This is a genomic window from Bacillus cereus group sp. N8 (genome assembly GCF_016483685.1).
Lineage (GTDB): Bacteria > Bacillota > Bacilli > Bacillales > Bacillaceae_G > Bacillus_A > Bacillus_A proteolyticus.
In genome coordinates, this window is the sequence record NZ_JAEHBK010000013.1 from 39,020 (window position 1) to 54,500 (window position 15,481).

The following is a 15,481-nucleotide window of genomic DNA, read 5'->3' on the forward strand; positions in this document are numbered from 1 at the left end:
TTTTTTGATCATCTAGCATCTAACATATTTACGTTTGAAACCAAGTCTTCCTCTATCAAGTTCTTTCTGAATACTCTCTGTAGCATTTAGCAAACTGCTCTTTTTATTTTCACGTTTTATTTCAACTATACCAACTTCTTTTGCAATTTCGACTGCTTTTTCGTGTAGTGGCACATATGAAATTGCTACAGTGTTTAGGAAATTATTCATAGCGGATTTTGTTCGTTCTGGCGAATCATGAATCGGATTTTTCACCATTTCAAGCATAGTGGAAATTTTGCTTTCGGAAAATTCATTGTCTTTACGATTGCCTAAAAGCCAGCAGTAGCAACGCCAGCCTGCAGACATTTTAAGCTCGTCCCCACTTGCAATCCATGTATCAGCAACGTCTTGTGCAATATTTGACTCCGATAAAGTTACTGCTACAACATAATCAGATAGCATATAAAAATACGCCCCATCCATCCAACGATTAAAATCCGAGTCACTCATAGCTTTTGGATCGGCAATAATACCTGCAAAGTACATAGCATCGTAGTTAGCTGTGGAATAAAGTTTCTCAGCTAACTCTTGATTTAATTTTATTTTCTTAGCGATTGGTTTCATAGCGCCCCTAGCTACGCCGAAAATTGGCTCATGTGCACCGTTAGATATGTATATTTTTTTCGTTCATTCCTTACCGAGAGCTTCAAGCTCTTGCATAACTGTTTTAAAATCCAAAGCTGTGCACTTTCTTCCTTAATATAAAGACCATTTTAATTGCGAGTTAGCCTATATCTTTTATCATGTCTTCCATACTTTTCAATTTTAAATCTTATGTGAGTAGGATGTCTACTTTCTGCAATTTCTTGATAATTCAGTTAGTTATTTATTGTTGTGAAGATACAACATTAAGATAAAAGGGGGAAGAAACAATACGGATGTATGGCTCTCCACAAAGTGAGGGGATGTAAATAATGCTTTCTCTTTGACGCTTTTGCTGTAGTATCATGTTATCTTTTAATAAGGTAATAAATGGAGTTTTACATTAAATATGTGAGGTTGATTCTAAATGATAAAGAAATTTACTAGAGTAGTACTAACTATGGTGATGCCAATTAGTCTTATCATGGGTTGTGGGAACGCTGAAAAAACTAAAGCACAAGAGACGAAAGTGGTACAATCTGAGAAAAAGAACTATATGGATTATTCATATGGTAGCAAAGGTATATTAGTAAGCGGCAAAGCGAAAGAACGTCAACAATATGAGGTTGGGTTTATAGATGATAACAAGTTAATTGGAATTGAAGAAAATATTGAGGACTGTATTATTTTAGATAATAAAGATGAAGCAGGTTACATTTGGAAACAGATAGAGCAGGGGTCTATTATTGAAGTGCAATTTGGTAAGGACCGCAACGATATCGTAGGCGTACAACTAGTAGGAGATCGTGATACATACGAAATTAGTGATAAGTTTGATCGAAATACAATAAATGAGATTGTCGAAAACGTTAAAGGGAGTTTGTAATAGATGTATTTCGATAGTATAGGATCTCTTATCATGAAATTGTGAATCAACAGCATTTTTTATATAAAAATGCCGTTGATTTGTGTTAAAAAGTAAATACTATTTTATAGTCTTGTAGAAAAACACGTATTTAACATAAATGAATTATTCTTCGTTCAGCTGTGATGATCGCCGAAAGGTAATTATCCAAAATAAAAGAGCACAAGCACTAACAGATACACCTAATATGCATACCCCATCCCAACCATATTTTGCATACATATTTGTTGAAAGAATTGCACCTGTTGCACTACCGATAGAATAAAAAATCATGTAACTGGCAGTGAGTCGACTTCTTGCTTCGGGACGCACTGTGAACAGCATACTTTGATTGGTTACATGTACAGCTTGCACAGCTAAATCTAAAAGGATAACACCGATAACTAGTAGGAATAGAGAATGGTTCATTAATTTAATTAAGAGCCATGAAAGTAATAATAAGGATAAGGCTATGCCAGTAGTTCTTTCTCCGAATCCGTGATCAGCAAGTTGTCCGGCCTTAGTGGCAGCTAATGCACCAGCAACTCCAGCAAGACCAAATACTCCGATAGCTGTATGTGATAGATTATATGGTGCAGCACTTAGAGGTAAAACTAATGAAGTCCATAAAATACTGAATGAAGTGAAAATGAGCAATGCTAATATTCCGCGAATGCGTAAGTGGCGCTCTTCTACAAATAATAAGAGAACGGAATGTAATAATTTACGATAGGTCATAGCTGTTTTTTTATGTTCAAAATTAGGTAAATTACGATATAACAAACAAATTACGAAGAGCATAAGTGCAGCAGAGATAAGATAAACGGAACGCCATCCGGCTAGATCTGTTAATGTTCCGGCAAATGTACGTGCAAGTAGAATTCCTATTACGACACCACTCGTGACGAAACCTACTATTCGCCCACGGTCTTTTGGATTAGCTAAAATGGATGCGTATGCGACGAGTGTCTGCGTAACAGTCGTAAGAATTCCGACTAAGGCCATACCTATAAAAAGTACGGTACTTGAAGGAGCAGATCCGATTACAATTAAAGCGAAAACGGATAAAAGCATTTGGAAAATAATAAGTCTTTTTTGGTTTAACAAATCACCAAGTGGAACTAATAAAAGTAATCCGAGTGCATAACAAACTTGAGTAATAGTAATAACGAAGCCAATAGTTGAATGGTTGATTTTAAACTCATTTGATAAAGAATCAAGTAGGGGATGAGCGAAGTATATATTCGCCACAGCCATCCCGCAAGCTATTGAAAATAATAGAGTTATATAGCGGGGCATGATTGTATTGATAGTTGATTGGAACTGATCATTATTCTGTGTAAGAGCAGTTGTCATTTGTTCTTTAGCATCCATAATATCATCTCCTTTTGTTTTTAAAATAATGTACCGAACGGTATGTTATTTATTAAATAAAATATAACCAGGGATAAATTATTGTGTCAAGTGAATTGATTTCAGTTTATTTTGACATATCATTTATAATTTAATACGATATATAATATACTGATTGGTACATAAAAACGTGATTTGTAATTTAGAAAACAGGTAAAAAAAGAGGAGGGGTTAAATGGCTCGACTACGCGAATTTGATAAAGAAAAAGCTTTGGATGCTGCTATGCAACTTTTTTGGGAGAAAGGATACGCTGCTACTTCATTAAGTGATCTAACTGCTAAAATGGAAATACAAAGACCGAGTTTATATGCGGCATTTGGTGATAAAGAAGGGCTGTTTGAAGCTGCATTACGGAGATACACAAATATACACGCGACCAGCATTCGAACAAAACTTCAAAAAGAACGATCTGTAAAAGAGGCCATTCGTACATTTTTTGAAAATATGGTGGAAGAGGAATATAAAAGAGAATCAAATAAAGGCTGTTTTTGTATTAACACAATGGTTGAGCTTTCTCCTCATAATGAAAAATTTGAAGTGTTGACTAGAGAACATCAAATGTACCTTTCAATTATATTTCAAGAATTAATCGCCAAAGGTATTCAGTCTGGAGAACTGCAAAGTGATGTGAATGCTAAAGCTTTAGCACAAACGCTAGTCACTTCATTAATTGGATTAACAGTGTTAATGAAATCTCGCCCAGAACGTTCAGTTGTAGATAATACGGTATGTATCATATTATCGTTACTAAAATAAATATTTCAATCAACTATGTCGATTGTAGACACTCTTATTTATAAACTTTCAACCTTAAGCACTGAATTGTCTATGAAGGCAACAAGTGCTTTTTGTTTTCGGGTAAATATGAGCAGGTGAATCATAATGGTTGTCTGCAATGTATGAAGATTGTTGGAGACATTTGTAATTAGATATTAGATAAGAGGGGAATGGAAAAACTATATAAGCCCCTTCAAAGCCCCTCATAAGCACCTACCAAGTAATAAATCACTAAGAAAAAACAAAAACAAAAACAACTACAAGAACAAAACAAGTGCGAAAAAATAAAACCGGCGTAGTAGTAGTAGTAGTAAAAAAATTTGGAACTCGAATGCCAAAACCGTTTGCTCATTCCTATATTTATATTGAAGGATTGGAATTTTCCTTTTTACTAGTAAAGAGCGGAGGGGAAACTGATGGCGGTGTACCGTAATGTGCAGGTGAACTTTTGGCAAGATGAATTCATTTTAGATTTAACGCCAGAAGAGCGTTATTTTTACATATATTTGTTAACTGGTACGAAAACGAAGCAATGTGGTATTTACATATTACCGAAGCGTTTGGCAGAGCTTGAAACTGGTTACAGTATGGAGACTGTTGAGAAGTTATTGAACCGGTTTGTGGAATACGGGAAGATTTTATATGATGCGGAAACGAAAGAGTTATTCATTATAAATTGGTTACACTATAATCCTATTTTTAATATGAACATAGAGAAATGTGTATTACGTGAGCTGAAAATGGTGAAAAGTAAAGAGTTCCTGCATATGTTTTTACGTAAATGTATTGAAGAAGAATGCAAGATTCCGTTATTACTTCAACATTTTGGAATGCCAGAGGAAGAGGTTAGTAGTAATTCGCAACAAGCGATTATTCAAGAGAAGGAAGAGGCAGAAGAGGTAGAAAGAGTAGAGGATGCCACTCCGCATAGTGAAGTTTATAAGTTTTACGAACAAAACATTAGTAATCTATCTCCATATATCGCGAAGGAATTAAAGGAATGGATGCAAAGGATTTCAGGAGATAGAGTACTAGAGGCACTTAAAATTGCGTTTGAAAATAATAAGGGGACGTTCGCTTATGTAAAGGGGGTTTTGAGGAATTGGAGTGGGGATATTAGTGAGGAAAAGTGTGTAATAGGAAGTTTAGAGCGAAGGAGAAGTATTTTGAGTAGTGTTTTTTAATTTACATAAATTTAATACAGAATATACGTTCGTATTCGGTAGGTTGTATGCTATACTATTTTTGAATGATAGAGAAAAAATATGGGTATTTTGCTTTTATAATAGATAAAAAGATGCGGGAGGAACAGAGTTTGATAACTAGTACATCAAAGTTGTTTCAATATATGAATATGACAGAAGAGCAGAAACAATTAGCACTGCGATATTTAGAGTCGAGAGAAGAAGCGATTTTAAAAGATATTCAACAAACGACAATTAGAGATCAAAAGAGAGCCGATTTTGCGGAGCAATTTATAAACGATTTTAGGAAAGTGCATAAACAAAATCCGGCTTTCTTTAGGTTATTTTATTATTTGCTAGGGGAGCAATTGTTAAATGTTCTTATAATAAGGTTTAAATATGTGGACTTTTCTAATATGAAGGTTTATTTAGAAAAAAGTGAACTTCCTTTGGAGAAACTTGTAGCAAGTGCATGCAAATATTTATCCAATATTTCAAGTTATGTGGAAGAAGCGTATGTTTTTCTTCGAGAATTAATAGGTGAGAATCCGAATTATATAGAAGAGTGGTTATCAAAATTATCAAATCAACAGCAATTATCGCTACTTCTCGTAATGTTTGAAGTAGATTATGAGAGATTCCGTACATATAGCTCTTTGTTGGATGAGAGATTAGAAGAACATGCAGAATTCATATTGAATTTGAATGGAGAAAAGGAAAAGGTTGAAGCAGCTGAACGGTATATGAAAGGTGAAGGTGATAGGGAAGTATTTTTAGGTAGAAATTTACCAGAATATATTTGGCGATTATTATTTAATGTTCACCAGTATTCAAATGTTGCGAAGCGATATGTTGAAATAGTAGCGAAGAAAAACGTTTGGGGTTTTATGAATCATGCTACGCGTTACGTGTGTCAAGCTCTCAATCAGCCTCAAAACTATAAACGAACAGGGAGTGTAAATAAGAAAACATATGAAGAAATTCAAAGTTTTTGTAAACAGTTTTGGATTTCTGAGGAAAGATTCTTTGCACACCGGCTGAGGCAACATGATTTAAATAATGAAGGATTTTGTAAGACGTATGAATATGAAATGTTATGCTCCGTGGCGGAAGAAAATCCTGAATTTGTTCAACGTACTTTGCAATATGTAAGTAAAATTAATTATCTCATTATCGCACGAACGTTAGCTGGAAAAGGGTATGAGTTAAATAGAGGGAGAATGCGGGAAGAATTTTTTGTCGCTGCTTTGCAAATTAAATTGTCTACAATACGTGATACATATCGTGATTATTTACTAGGGAAATTGTCACTTGAGGATATGGAGCGAATACTTGAAAATCCGAAATATAGAAATATGTATTGGGATATGCCAGTTTTAGAGGTCGCAATCCTTTGGGATATAGATGATGTAGCGAAGAGAGAAGCTGCACTCACCCTGCAATTCGGAGATGAATATAACGTTAATTTATACGAACTTCTGTACGAATGTTCTGTCAGAGGGATAGAACCGAAACAAGTATTAGAAGATCTTCTTTCGTATGGATTAAGTAAGGCAAAGCTTATCACTTATGCAGTTGAACAAGCTGCATGCTACGGGGAAGAGAGAAGTAAGGCGAAGGAAGCGCTCGTTAATGTCATTGTAAAAGAACAAGCGTACATAATTGAACGATTTGACGAGTATTCTGCTCAGGCAAAAGCATATATTTTGGATGAATTAGCGAGGGAAAACATGGTTAAAATGCGTCCGATTTTAATCAAAAGCTTAGGTGCTTCTTCTAAAAAAATCCGTGAGTCTGTAGTGAGACTGCTTTCGAAAGATGTAGAGTCGGCAGAAGATGTAGTAGCCGAACTTAATAATAAAAAGAAAATTGTCCGTGAACATGTGATGGAAATACTAATAGATTATAAGATTGAAAAGTATATGCAACTTGTACAGGAAGCTTTACAAGAAAAGAAGAATGCTTCTTTTATTCAGAAGTTTGCTCCATTACTTGAAATGGAAAAAATCGGAGAAGATTCAAAAAATATCGAAGAACTTTGTAGTCGTATAGTAACGGAACAAAAAAGAAATTCATTTGTGCAATGGATGGGGAACGAACCACAAATCCGTCTTCGTAATTCAAATGAAATAGCAGATGCAACAATTCCGTTAGCCTATTTACAACAGTATATTTCAGATTCTGTTATTGAGAAGAAAGAGGCAGCTGAAGTAATTGGTGGTACTTTGAATGAGCAAGACTTGAAAGAGTATGTGCAAACAATATATCAAATGTGGATTTCTCAAGATGCAGATGTGAAGAAACGCGGAATCCTTACATTATATGGAATGTATAGCGATGACAAAATGGTCGGCATACTTAAAAAGAAAATTGATGAATGGGTGCTTCATATGAGAGGAAATATTGCAGCGGATGCTGTTCGGGCTCTGGGCTTGTCCTCATCTAAGCTTGCACTCATGTCTATTCATGCAATGGCATTTAAATATAAGCATAAGTTAGTGCGTAATGCGGCAAAAGAAGCGCTAAGTCTTGCTGCAAAAACACGTGGTATAACGGAGGAAGAGCTGGAAGATCAACTGGTACCAGACCTTGGCTTCAATATACGTGGTGAAAAGGTAATTGATTTTGGAAATAGATGTTTTACTGCTATTTTAACTGCAGAGACGAAAATGGAATTTGAGACAGAAGAAGGAAAACGTATGAAGTCACTTCCAAAGCCGAATGCAAAAGATGATATAGAAAAAGCTGAAGAGGCTAAGAAAGAGTTAGCCGTATTAAAGAAAGAACTTCGAAGTGCTCTTTCTATGCAGAAACAACGTTTGGAAGACGCTCTATCACGAAAGCGCTACTGGTTATACGAAATGTGGAAGTCGGTATTTTTGGGAAATCCAATTATGAAGCAATTTGCTATTTCGCTTGTTTGGGGTGAATATACGGAAGGAAAGTTGCGGAAAATGTTCCGTTATGCGGCGGATGGTTCGTTTTATTCAATGATAGGAGAGAATCATGAACTTTCACCTGGAACTATTATTGGTTTAATTCATCCGTTAGAATTATCAGGAGCGGAAAAGGAGCTATGGAAAGAGCAACTGACCAATTCCGGAATTGTGCAGCCGTTTCTACAAATTGAACGTCCAGTGTTTGTAGTAGAGGAAAATGATGAGATTGTTGTTGAGAGATTTGGCGGTATTTTATTAAATGGTCGCTCGTTATTTGGTAAGATGACGAAACTTGGATGGACTCGCGGATCGGTTCAAGATGGCAGTTTTTATTATACGTTTTATAAAGAAGATACTCGAACTGGAATAGGAGCGGAACTTTCATTTAGCGGAGCGCCGATCGGATATGAAGTTGAAGAGGATGTATGTGTATTTGAAATTCAATTTTATAAAGCGGGCACAGTGAACCGCGGTTCATATGAATACGACGAAATTGATGTTGAGAGACGCATTGTACCAAAACGAGTAGATAAGCGCTTCTTTAGTGAAATATTATATGATGTGAAATTAGCGACCGAGTCAAATCTTGGTCATAATGAAAGCTGGCGTAGCGGACGATAAGAAAAACCCCCTTCATTTGTAGGAAAATGAAGGGGGTTTTTCAACTTTTCTAAAAGGTTCTTCCTTAAATAGAAGCGAATAGTTTGAGAAAGGAGGGGTTATATGGATATGGAAGTCGTCATAAAGAAAAAACGAACTAGGGGTAAGAGAATTTTTATTTGGTCTAGTAGTATCGTTCTTTTGTTAGTTATTTGTACATCGATTTTTTTGAACATATATACGCTTAAATCTATGCCAAAGATAGATGGAACGATAAAGCTAGAGGATATACAACATGCTGTTACGGTGAAGCGAGATAGTAAAGGTGTACCGCATATTAAAGCAGAAAATGCGCATGATTTATATTTCTCGCAAGGGTATGTACAAGCACAAGATCGTTTGTTTCAAATGGATTTAAGTAGAAGACAAGCTTCTGGTATGTTAAGTGAAGTTGTAGGGGAGGCAGCTGTTGATCGAGATAAGTTGTTTCGAACGCTCGGTTTACGGCGAGCAGCAGAAGCGTCTGTTAGTCAATATGATGGGGAAGCGAAATACGCTTTGCAGTCATTTGCTGATGGCATAAACGCTTTTATACGCGAGGCGAAAGAGGAAAAGAAATTGCCAGTTGAGTTTACTTTATTAGGCTATGAGCCTGCTGAGTGGTCAATCGTGGATTCTTTAACGATTGGAAAGTATATGGCGTTTGATTTAGGCGGACATTGGCACGGACAGGCGTTTCGATATTGGGCGCTGAAAAATCTACCGAAAGAGCAAGCAAATGAGCTATTTCCTACATATCCGAAAGATGCACCTAGATTGCTAGCTGAACTGAAAAATACAAATGTGGATGTAGCACAAAGTTTTGCAAAAACGATCATTCCACCAGAGTTTAATGGTAGTAATAACTGGGTGATAAGCGGTGAGAAGAGTGCGTCTGGTAAGCCGATTTTAGCGGATGATCCTCATTTATCGCTTGCGACGCCTTCCATATGGTATCAATCGAAACTTGAAATGAAAGACTTAAATGTGAGTGGCGTTATTTTCGCGGGAGTGCCAGGTGTTATATTAGGTCACAATGACAAAATAGCATGGGGCGTTACGAATACAGGTCCTGATGTGCAAGATTTATATATTGAGAAGCGAAATCCTAATAATGAAAATGAATTTTTGTATAACGATAAGTGGGAAAAGGCTACTATTGTTGATGAATCTATTAAAGTAAAAGGCGGGAAAACAATTCCGTATAACGTGACGGTTACGAGGCATGGTCCAGTCATTTCAGAGTTTGCAGATAAAGGGAAAGAGAAAACGAAAACAGTATTCGCTTTGAAATGGACTGCTTTGGAGCCTTCCGCTGAATTAAAGGCAGTATTAAATATGAATAAAGCAAAAAACTGGAATGAGTTTGAAACAGCTCTTCAAGATTTTCATACACCAACTCAAAATTTTGTGTTTGCATCAAACGACGGCACAATTGCTTATAAAGCGAATGGAAATATACCAGTGCGTAAAAAAGGAGATGGTAGTTTACCAGTGCCGGGATGGACAGATGAATATGAATGGGAAGGGTATATTCCATTTGATCAGCTTCCAAAAGTAATAAATCCAGAACAAGGGTTTATTTCAACTGCGAATAATAAAATTGTTGATGATAATTATCCGTACCATATTAGTAATACGTGGGCACAGCCATATAGGCAAATGCGTATTCAAGAGTTTTTGCAAGAGAAGGATAAGTATACGGTAAAAAATTTAGAAGAGTTACAGATGGATCAAAAAAATTTATACGGGAAAGAATTTGCTCCTATATTTTTAAAAGAGTTAAATAAAGCATCTTTAAATGAAGTAGAGAAAGAAGGCGTAAAACAATTAACAAAGTGGAATTATTACGATAGTAAAGATGAAGCGGCACCGTTAATATACCATTTGTTAATGAAAGAAATTTCGAATACGTTATTTTCAAAAGAAATTCCAAAAGATGTGATGGAGTTATTTGAAGGGAAGTCACAAGTTGTTGATGAATTGATTCGAAAACAAGTAGCAGGAGAAAATAGCGCTTGGTTTACGAAGTACGGAGGCTTCACGAAAGTTGTGCATACATCGTACGAGAATGTAATGAAGAAATTACAGAAGGAATATGGACCTGATGTTGCGGAGTGGAAGTGGGGCGATTATCATCAACTGGCGTTTACACATCCAATCTCGAAATCATCTAGTATGCTAGCGCTACTTGCGTTTAATCGCGAAAAACCAATTCCAATTGGCGGAAGTCAAGTTACTGTTCAAGCAGCGAGTTACGGAGATAACGGTATTGTCAATCACGGAGCTTCTTGGCGATTCGTAATTGATACGAAAGATATGTCAAACGGTTACCATATCGTAGGTCCAGGACAATCAGGACATTTTAGAAGTGATTGGTATCATGATCAAATAGATGACTGGGTAAATGGCACGTATCATACGACTACATTGAATACGGATGGAATAGAGGGGAAAGTGTTAACTTTACAGCCGAAGTGATAATATTTCCACTGATGAAAACTTATAAATTAGAACATAAACCATTCCTAAAATAATTTTAAAAGCCTACTATAAGTTAAGTGGATAGTAGGCTTTTGTGTTTTAGAGAATAAGATTCAATGATTTTATTATTACAAAACAGTAAGTGTTTTAACATTTACTTATATGATAACGGGCCTTATTTACCCTGTTGCAAAAGAAACCACACAAAGCGTTCTGTTTCTTTGTCACTCCTTTTTATACACCGAAAAATATTTTGTTATTCAATAATTCCAATTTCTAGAGCCTTTTGAACAGCTTCTTCTTTGTTACGGACTCCTAGCTTTGTATAAGCTGTGGATGCATAATTTCTGACCGTACCATTCGATAAATATAACCTTGATGCTATGGTAGTGTATCGAAGTCCTTTTGCTACTAGTTGCAATATTTCAATCTCCCTAGCTGTTAACTCATAAGCGGTTGCTTTTGATTGTGGTGTCTCTTTTTGCTCATCAAACTTCTCAAATATTTTGTGAGACATTCCCTGATCAATCAGTGTCCCACCTTTGTGAATAAGTCGAATCGTATTAGCTAGTTCCAACGTTTCAATAGATTTGAGTAAAAAACCATCCGCACCGTTGCGAAATGACTCCAACGCCTGTTCCGTATCCTGAAATGTTGTGAAAATCAATACGCGGATATGTGGCCATTGTTGCTTGATCTTTTTAGTTGCTTCGACTCCATCCATGTGCTGCATATCTAAATCCATAAGTATAACATGGGGTTGAAGGCGCCCACACAAATCGATGGCTTGATTGCCATCCTCGGCCAAACCGACTACATTTAAATCTTCATATCTATCAAGTAGTGTCTTCAAACTTTCCCGAACAAATGGCTGGTCGTCTACAATTAACAAACGAATAAGTCCATCTTTTATTTCAGTTTGTCGCGGTATGGTACATGTAACAAGCATTCCTTCATCTGGCTTTGTATATACAGACAATTGACCTTGCAAATTCATTGCTCGTTCTTTCATCGCATTCATACCGAAGCCTTCCTGCCATTCTACATTTCCTTTTCCATTATCTTGAACTTCTAATCTCGTATATTGTTGTTCAAACTGCAATGAAACTATAATTTCAGTCCCCTGACCATGACGTACTGCATTCGTAAGGGACTCTTGTAAGCAGCGAATGAATGCGATCTTCGCTTGCCGAGACAATTCATATTCCTCTCCGTATGCCCGAAAACTTACATTTACCTGAGCGTGCTCCTGAAATTCGGTTCCAAGATTTTGTAGAGATTGAATCAAGGAAGGCGATTGATACGGAGAATCCATTTGATGTAGGTAACCTCTCACGTCCTCGATGCTTTTACGTCCCATTTCAAGCAGAGAATCTAGCCTCTGTATACCCATTTCAGTAGCAAGTTCGGTACGCAACGTTTCCATTCCCATAATAATAGAAGTATAAGCGTGACCAACTGTATCATGAAGCTCGCTCGACAGCCTGTTCCGTTCTTCTGCCAGTGTAATGCGTTCAATCTGAGACATATATTGCTCAAGTAATGCGTTTTGTTTACGAATTGCTTCATTTTGCTTATGGTTGGCGATTAATAAATGAAAAGCGAAGCCCATTACATATGCGAATCCATAATAGGTGACCATAACCCAATAGCTATTACTTGGCGCAACCGCATAAAAAATTCCAGTTGTTGTAAAAACTGTTGTTGGAGCTGTCCAATAATAGGACAAATGCTTACTATTTGCTGCAATAAGGAACACTGATATAAGAAAAATATTGTAAGCCTCTGGAAATAAAGAGGTTAAATATATACATAGTCCACCATAAAGCAATATTTCTGTGAATAAATAATATTTATAATTGAAAAGTAAGGCTACCCATGGAACAGAGAAGGCAATAATTTCCCAAAGAATAATAATCCAAAGTGGTAATGTTAAACCATCCTGAAAATTTAATGTAGCTAGGATGATAGACACACTAGTAAGTAGACGTATCCCTAACATAATCCAATCGTACCAAAACCAATACTTAACCATATCTAACAAGTCATTTACCCCCTAAGTAGCCTACCTTTTTACTTCCTATATTATAATTTAATCTTTCATGCCTATTATACTTTTAAATTTAAAACTGCGATACTACTCACAGACTGCAAACTTCTATTGATTTAGTTGCCGAATCATACTACGTGTATAGCCCCCAATTTTCTTTGTCAAACCATCTACTATTCTAATACTTATGGCGGTAAATACTATACCCATAAACATTACAAAGAGTGACTTGGCAAAAGTATCTATTTGTATGAATATAATATTCATATCGATGTATCGATATAGTAGTGGTGCCAACAGGAACATAAGTGGCATTACATAAAAAATGATTGCACTAATGAGACTGAAAATGCCAATCACAAATTTCTGCATTAACCAATAGATAGCAAACCAAGTGCGACGATCTGTAAGCACTAATTTCACCTGAGCCCAGTTCGATGTATCCATTGTTATACTTCTATCGTAAGAGTCGGTCGAAATATCGGTATAAATTTTCGTCTGTATGCGCTCGAATTGGATAAAGGGTGTGGTAGTCTGTAGTACGCGTATAACTAGTGGAATCCCAACTACCGTAAATGAAAGGGTGAAACTGAATAGCAGAGCTATTAGATAAAAACAAAAATAAAACAATCCTGTAACGAAAGTTAGCAATAAAAAATAACCATTCTGGATGAATCTTGATTTCATAAAGTTCATCGCTCCTATCTATGTAATAACTGAACCATACTGCTTTTTTTGTCATTCTCACTAGTGTAAAAGTGTCATATGACAGTTCTAAATGATGTTAAAAATGGGAGAGCAGCCCACTTCTGGTTAAAAAAGATGCTGTTATTAATCCTCCACAAAACAATCCCGTTTTTGCATCTGCAAGAACGGGATTGTTTTGTAATTTTATTTAATATGAGATGGACTTGTTTTTCGAATATGAAAAATAATATCAAATTGCTCAAGCAATGATTTATCAAAGTATGCCGATTCGTTCGGGAAGATTTGTCCCCCTATACTTAGTAATGGTCTTTTTGCTTTAACCCATTTCTCTGCTTGTCCTTTAAGGTGACGGTTATCCAATAAAAACATGTTATATGGTACTTTCCCGAGAGTATAATTAAAGCTATTTACATTTTGTGGAATTGTACGGGTTGTAATCTTACCTCCAGTGGAAGGGTCATATTCGCTGTATAAGGTGAAATTTCCCTCCGTAGTTGTACTACCAATTGTGACATAATTATTGTCTAAACGTTCCTTCAAAAATTGCCCCGCAACATAAGGGTATAATTTCTCATCGATAATTCCTTTAGCTATATGAATATTGTGTCCCCATACCATAGTTTTACCACCCAATGTCTCTTGTGCCCACATTGCATGATCGGCCAAGTATTGTTCATGTAGCTTTATCATACTTGGATAGTCGTTAGGGAGCAGCATTGTGGTAAATTTCTCTATTGCACTCGCCGTTGCTTTAACCCAGATGTACTCGGATGGAATTATTTCTGTGTTGGGTTGCTCATTCTCATCTTTTAGTAATCGGGCTACTCTCTCAGCGTTTGCTTTAAACTTCTCTTTCCTTTCAGGAGCAAGTTTCATATATTCCTGTATACTTCCAGTAAAAGACGACAATTCTTTATAATTTTCTTCTACTTCTGCCAGCAAATCTGGTCGATGCAGCCTTACATAATCAATTACTTTATTAAAGCTACCTTGGTCCAACGCCTTTAAGTCGAGCCCAATAAATTGGATCTTTTTTTTATTGGATGGATCAGCATTATAATCTTTCATCCACTCAATCATGGCTATAATTTCATCAGTAGGATATAACAATTTTAAAAATTCCCTAGGGTTTCCTTTTCCTGTTTGGATATATTCATTTAGCTTTAAGCCGTTTCCCCAATCTTCTTCCATTGTGAAATTTGTAAAACCCATCTCAGTAACCAAATATTTCACAAGTCGAAACTTCATAGTGAAAATTTCAGAGCTTCCATGAGTATTCTCTCCTAATCCTACATATTGTGCGCTCCCAATCATTTTCTTAAGTGGTCTTAGATCATCAAATGGTTTTGACGGTTCTATCGTTTTTAATGGGATAGCCTGTGATTGTATTGATTTAACTATATTTTTTTGGACTGATTGATTTGAATTTTCGACTGCTACCGTTTGAGCGTTTCCTACTTCCACACATCCTGTGACTAATAAAGCTGTACTAACCATTGCAATTATTCTTTTCTTATTCATCTTTGCCACCTCAATTGAATTATTTTTATAAGCAAGATTGATTCATGTACTTGCACGAATCAATTGCCTTAATTCAATTGTTATCTATTCCATATCATATTTTCTAGTTACATATTGTCATAAGGTTAAATTGACACAAGTCATAGGTTAATCATTACACTTTTGTACTATCGGCTATGACAACTTATAAATAATAATTACATTGATGAGTCGCAAGTAAGACTAGATTATGAGTTT

General features: G+C 36.0%; 11 protein-coding genes. 6 read left to right on the top strand and 5 right to left on the bottom strand.

Annotated features, from left to right (window positions below):
- Nucleotides 1–12 precede the first annotated feature (12 nt).
- Nucleotides 13–660: a DNA alkylation repair protein gene (locus JDS80_RS18720; RefSeq protein WP_346011387.1), complete on the bottom strand. Its 648-nt coding sequence runs from the start codon at nt 658–660 to the stop codon at nt 13–15.
- 391 nt (nt 661–1,051) lie between these two features.
- On the opposite strand from JDS80_RS18720, the gene JDS80_RS18725 reads away from it, so the two are divergent.
- Nucleotides 1,052–1,510: a hypothetical protein gene (locus tag JDS80_RS18725; RefSeq protein ID WP_199639636.1), complete on the top strand. Its 459-nt coding sequence runs from the start codon at nt 1,052–1,054 to the stop codon at nt 1,508–1,510.
- A 144-nt stretch (nt 1,511–1,654) separates the two neighbouring features.
- Here JDS80_RS18725 and JDS80_RS18730 read toward each other — a convergent pair whose 3' ends face one another.
- Entirely contained in the window at nt 1,655–2,902 is a 1,248-nt protein-coding gene (locus tag JDS80_RS18730) for an MFS transporter (RefSeq protein ID WP_199639638.1), read from the bottom strand.
- Between the two features lie 214 nt (nt 2,903–3,116).
- Between JDS80_RS18730 and JDS80_RS18735 the strand changes: the two genes are divergently transcribed.
- The 5 genes from JDS80_RS18735 (at nt 3,117) to JDS80_RS18755 (ending at nt 10,962) form a co-directional block, all read left to right on the top strand.
- On the top strand, nt 3,117–3,698 hold the full coding sequence (locus JDS80_RS18735; RefSeq protein ID WP_071744192.1) for a TetR/AcrR family transcriptional regulator: 582 nt from the start codon (nt 3,117–3,119) through the stop codon (nt 3,696–3,698).
- Nucleotides 3,699–3,993: 295 nt separating this feature from the next.
- On the top strand, nt 3,994–4,152 hold the full coding sequence (locus JDS80_RS18740; protein WP_199639640.1) for a hypothetical protein: 159 nt from the start codon (nt 3,994–3,996) through the stop codon (nt 4,150–4,152).
- On the top strand, nt 4,136–4,903 hold the full coding sequence (locus tag JDS80_RS18745; protein WP_199639642.1) for a DnaD domain-containing protein: 768 nt from the start codon (nt 4,136–4,138) through the stop codon (nt 4,901–4,903). Before JDS80_RS18740 ends, JDS80_RS18745 begins: the two co-directional genes overlap by 17 nt.
- A gap of 113 nt (nt 4,904–5,016) precedes the next feature.
- Nucleotides 5,017–8,463, top strand: coding sequence for a DUF4132 domain-containing protein (locus tag JDS80_RS18750; RefSeq protein WP_414645736.1), 3,447 nt, complete (start codon nt 5,017–5,019; stop codon nt 8,461–8,463).
- A gap of 108 nt (nt 8,464–8,571) precedes the next feature.
- On the top strand, nt 8,572–10,962 hold the full coding sequence (locus JDS80_RS18755; RefSeq protein ID WP_199639726.1) for a penicillin acylase family protein: 2,391 nt from the start codon (nt 8,572–8,574) through the stop codon (nt 10,960–10,962).
- A gap of 259 nt (nt 10,963–11,221) precedes the next feature.
- Here the strand turns inward: JDS80_RS18755 and JDS80_RS18760 are convergent, their stop codons facing one another.
- The 3 genes from JDS80_RS18760 to JDS80_RS18770 all read right to left on the bottom strand — a co-directional run bounded on the left by JDS80_RS18760 (nt 11,222) and on the right by JDS80_RS18770 (nt 15,244).
- Complete coding sequence (locus tag JDS80_RS18760) at nt 11,222–13,009, bottom strand: helix-turn-helix transcriptional regulator (protein WP_199639646.1); 1,788 nt, start codon at nt 13,007–13,009, stop codon at nt 11,222–11,224.
- A 114-nt stretch (nt 13,010–13,123) separates the two neighbouring features.
- Nucleotides 13,124–13,702 carry a sensor domain-containing protein gene (locus tag JDS80_RS18765; RefSeq protein WP_071710598.1) on the bottom strand — a complete coding sequence of 193 codons (579 nt, stop codon included), beginning with the start codon at nt 13,700–13,702 and terminating at the stop codon, nt 13,124–13,126.
- 204 nt (nt 13,703–13,906) lie between these two features.
- On the bottom strand, nt 13,907–15,244 hold the full coding sequence (locus JDS80_RS18770) for an erythromycin esterase family protein (protein ID WP_199639648.1): 1,338 nt from the start codon (nt 15,242–15,244) through the stop codon (nt 13,907–13,909).
- Nucleotides 15,245–15,481 lie beyond the last annotated feature (237 nt).

What these genes read in the sequence shown, in the direction of transcription:
- JDS80_RS18750 (WP_414645736.1), top strand. Translation starts at nt 5,017, where the DNA reads ATGCGGGAGGAACAGAGTTTGATAACTAGTACATCAAAGTTGTTTCAA.
- JDS80_RS18765 (WP_071710598.1), bottom strand. Translation starts at nt 13,702, where the DNA reads ATGAAATCAAGATTCATCCAGAATGGTTATTTTTTATTGCTAACTTTC.
- JDS80_RS18730 (WP_199639638.1), bottom strand. Translation starts at nt 2,902, where the DNA reads ATGGATGCTAAAGAACAAATGACAACTGCTCTTACACAGAATAATGAT.
- JDS80_RS18770 (WP_199639648.1), bottom strand. Translation starts at nt 15,244, where the DNA reads ATGAATAAGAAAAGAATAATTGCAATGGTTAGTACAGCTTTATTAGTC.
- JDS80_RS18735 (WP_071744192.1), top strand. Translation starts at nt 3,117, where the DNA reads ATGGCTCGACTACGCGAATTTGATAAAGAAAAAGCTTTGGATGCTGCT.
- JDS80_RS18745 (WP_199639642.1), top strand. Translation starts at nt 4,136, where the DNA reads ATGGCGGTGTACCGTAATGTGCAGGTGAACTTTTGGCAAGATGAATTC.
- JDS80_RS18755 (WP_199639726.1), top strand. Translation starts at nt 8,572, where the DNA reads ATGGAAGTCGTCATAAAGAAAAAACGAACTAGGGGTAAGAGAATTTTT.
- JDS80_RS18725 (WP_199639636.1), top strand. Translation starts at nt 1,052, where the DNA reads ATGATAAAGAAATTTACTAGAGTAGTACTAACTATGGTGATGCCAATT.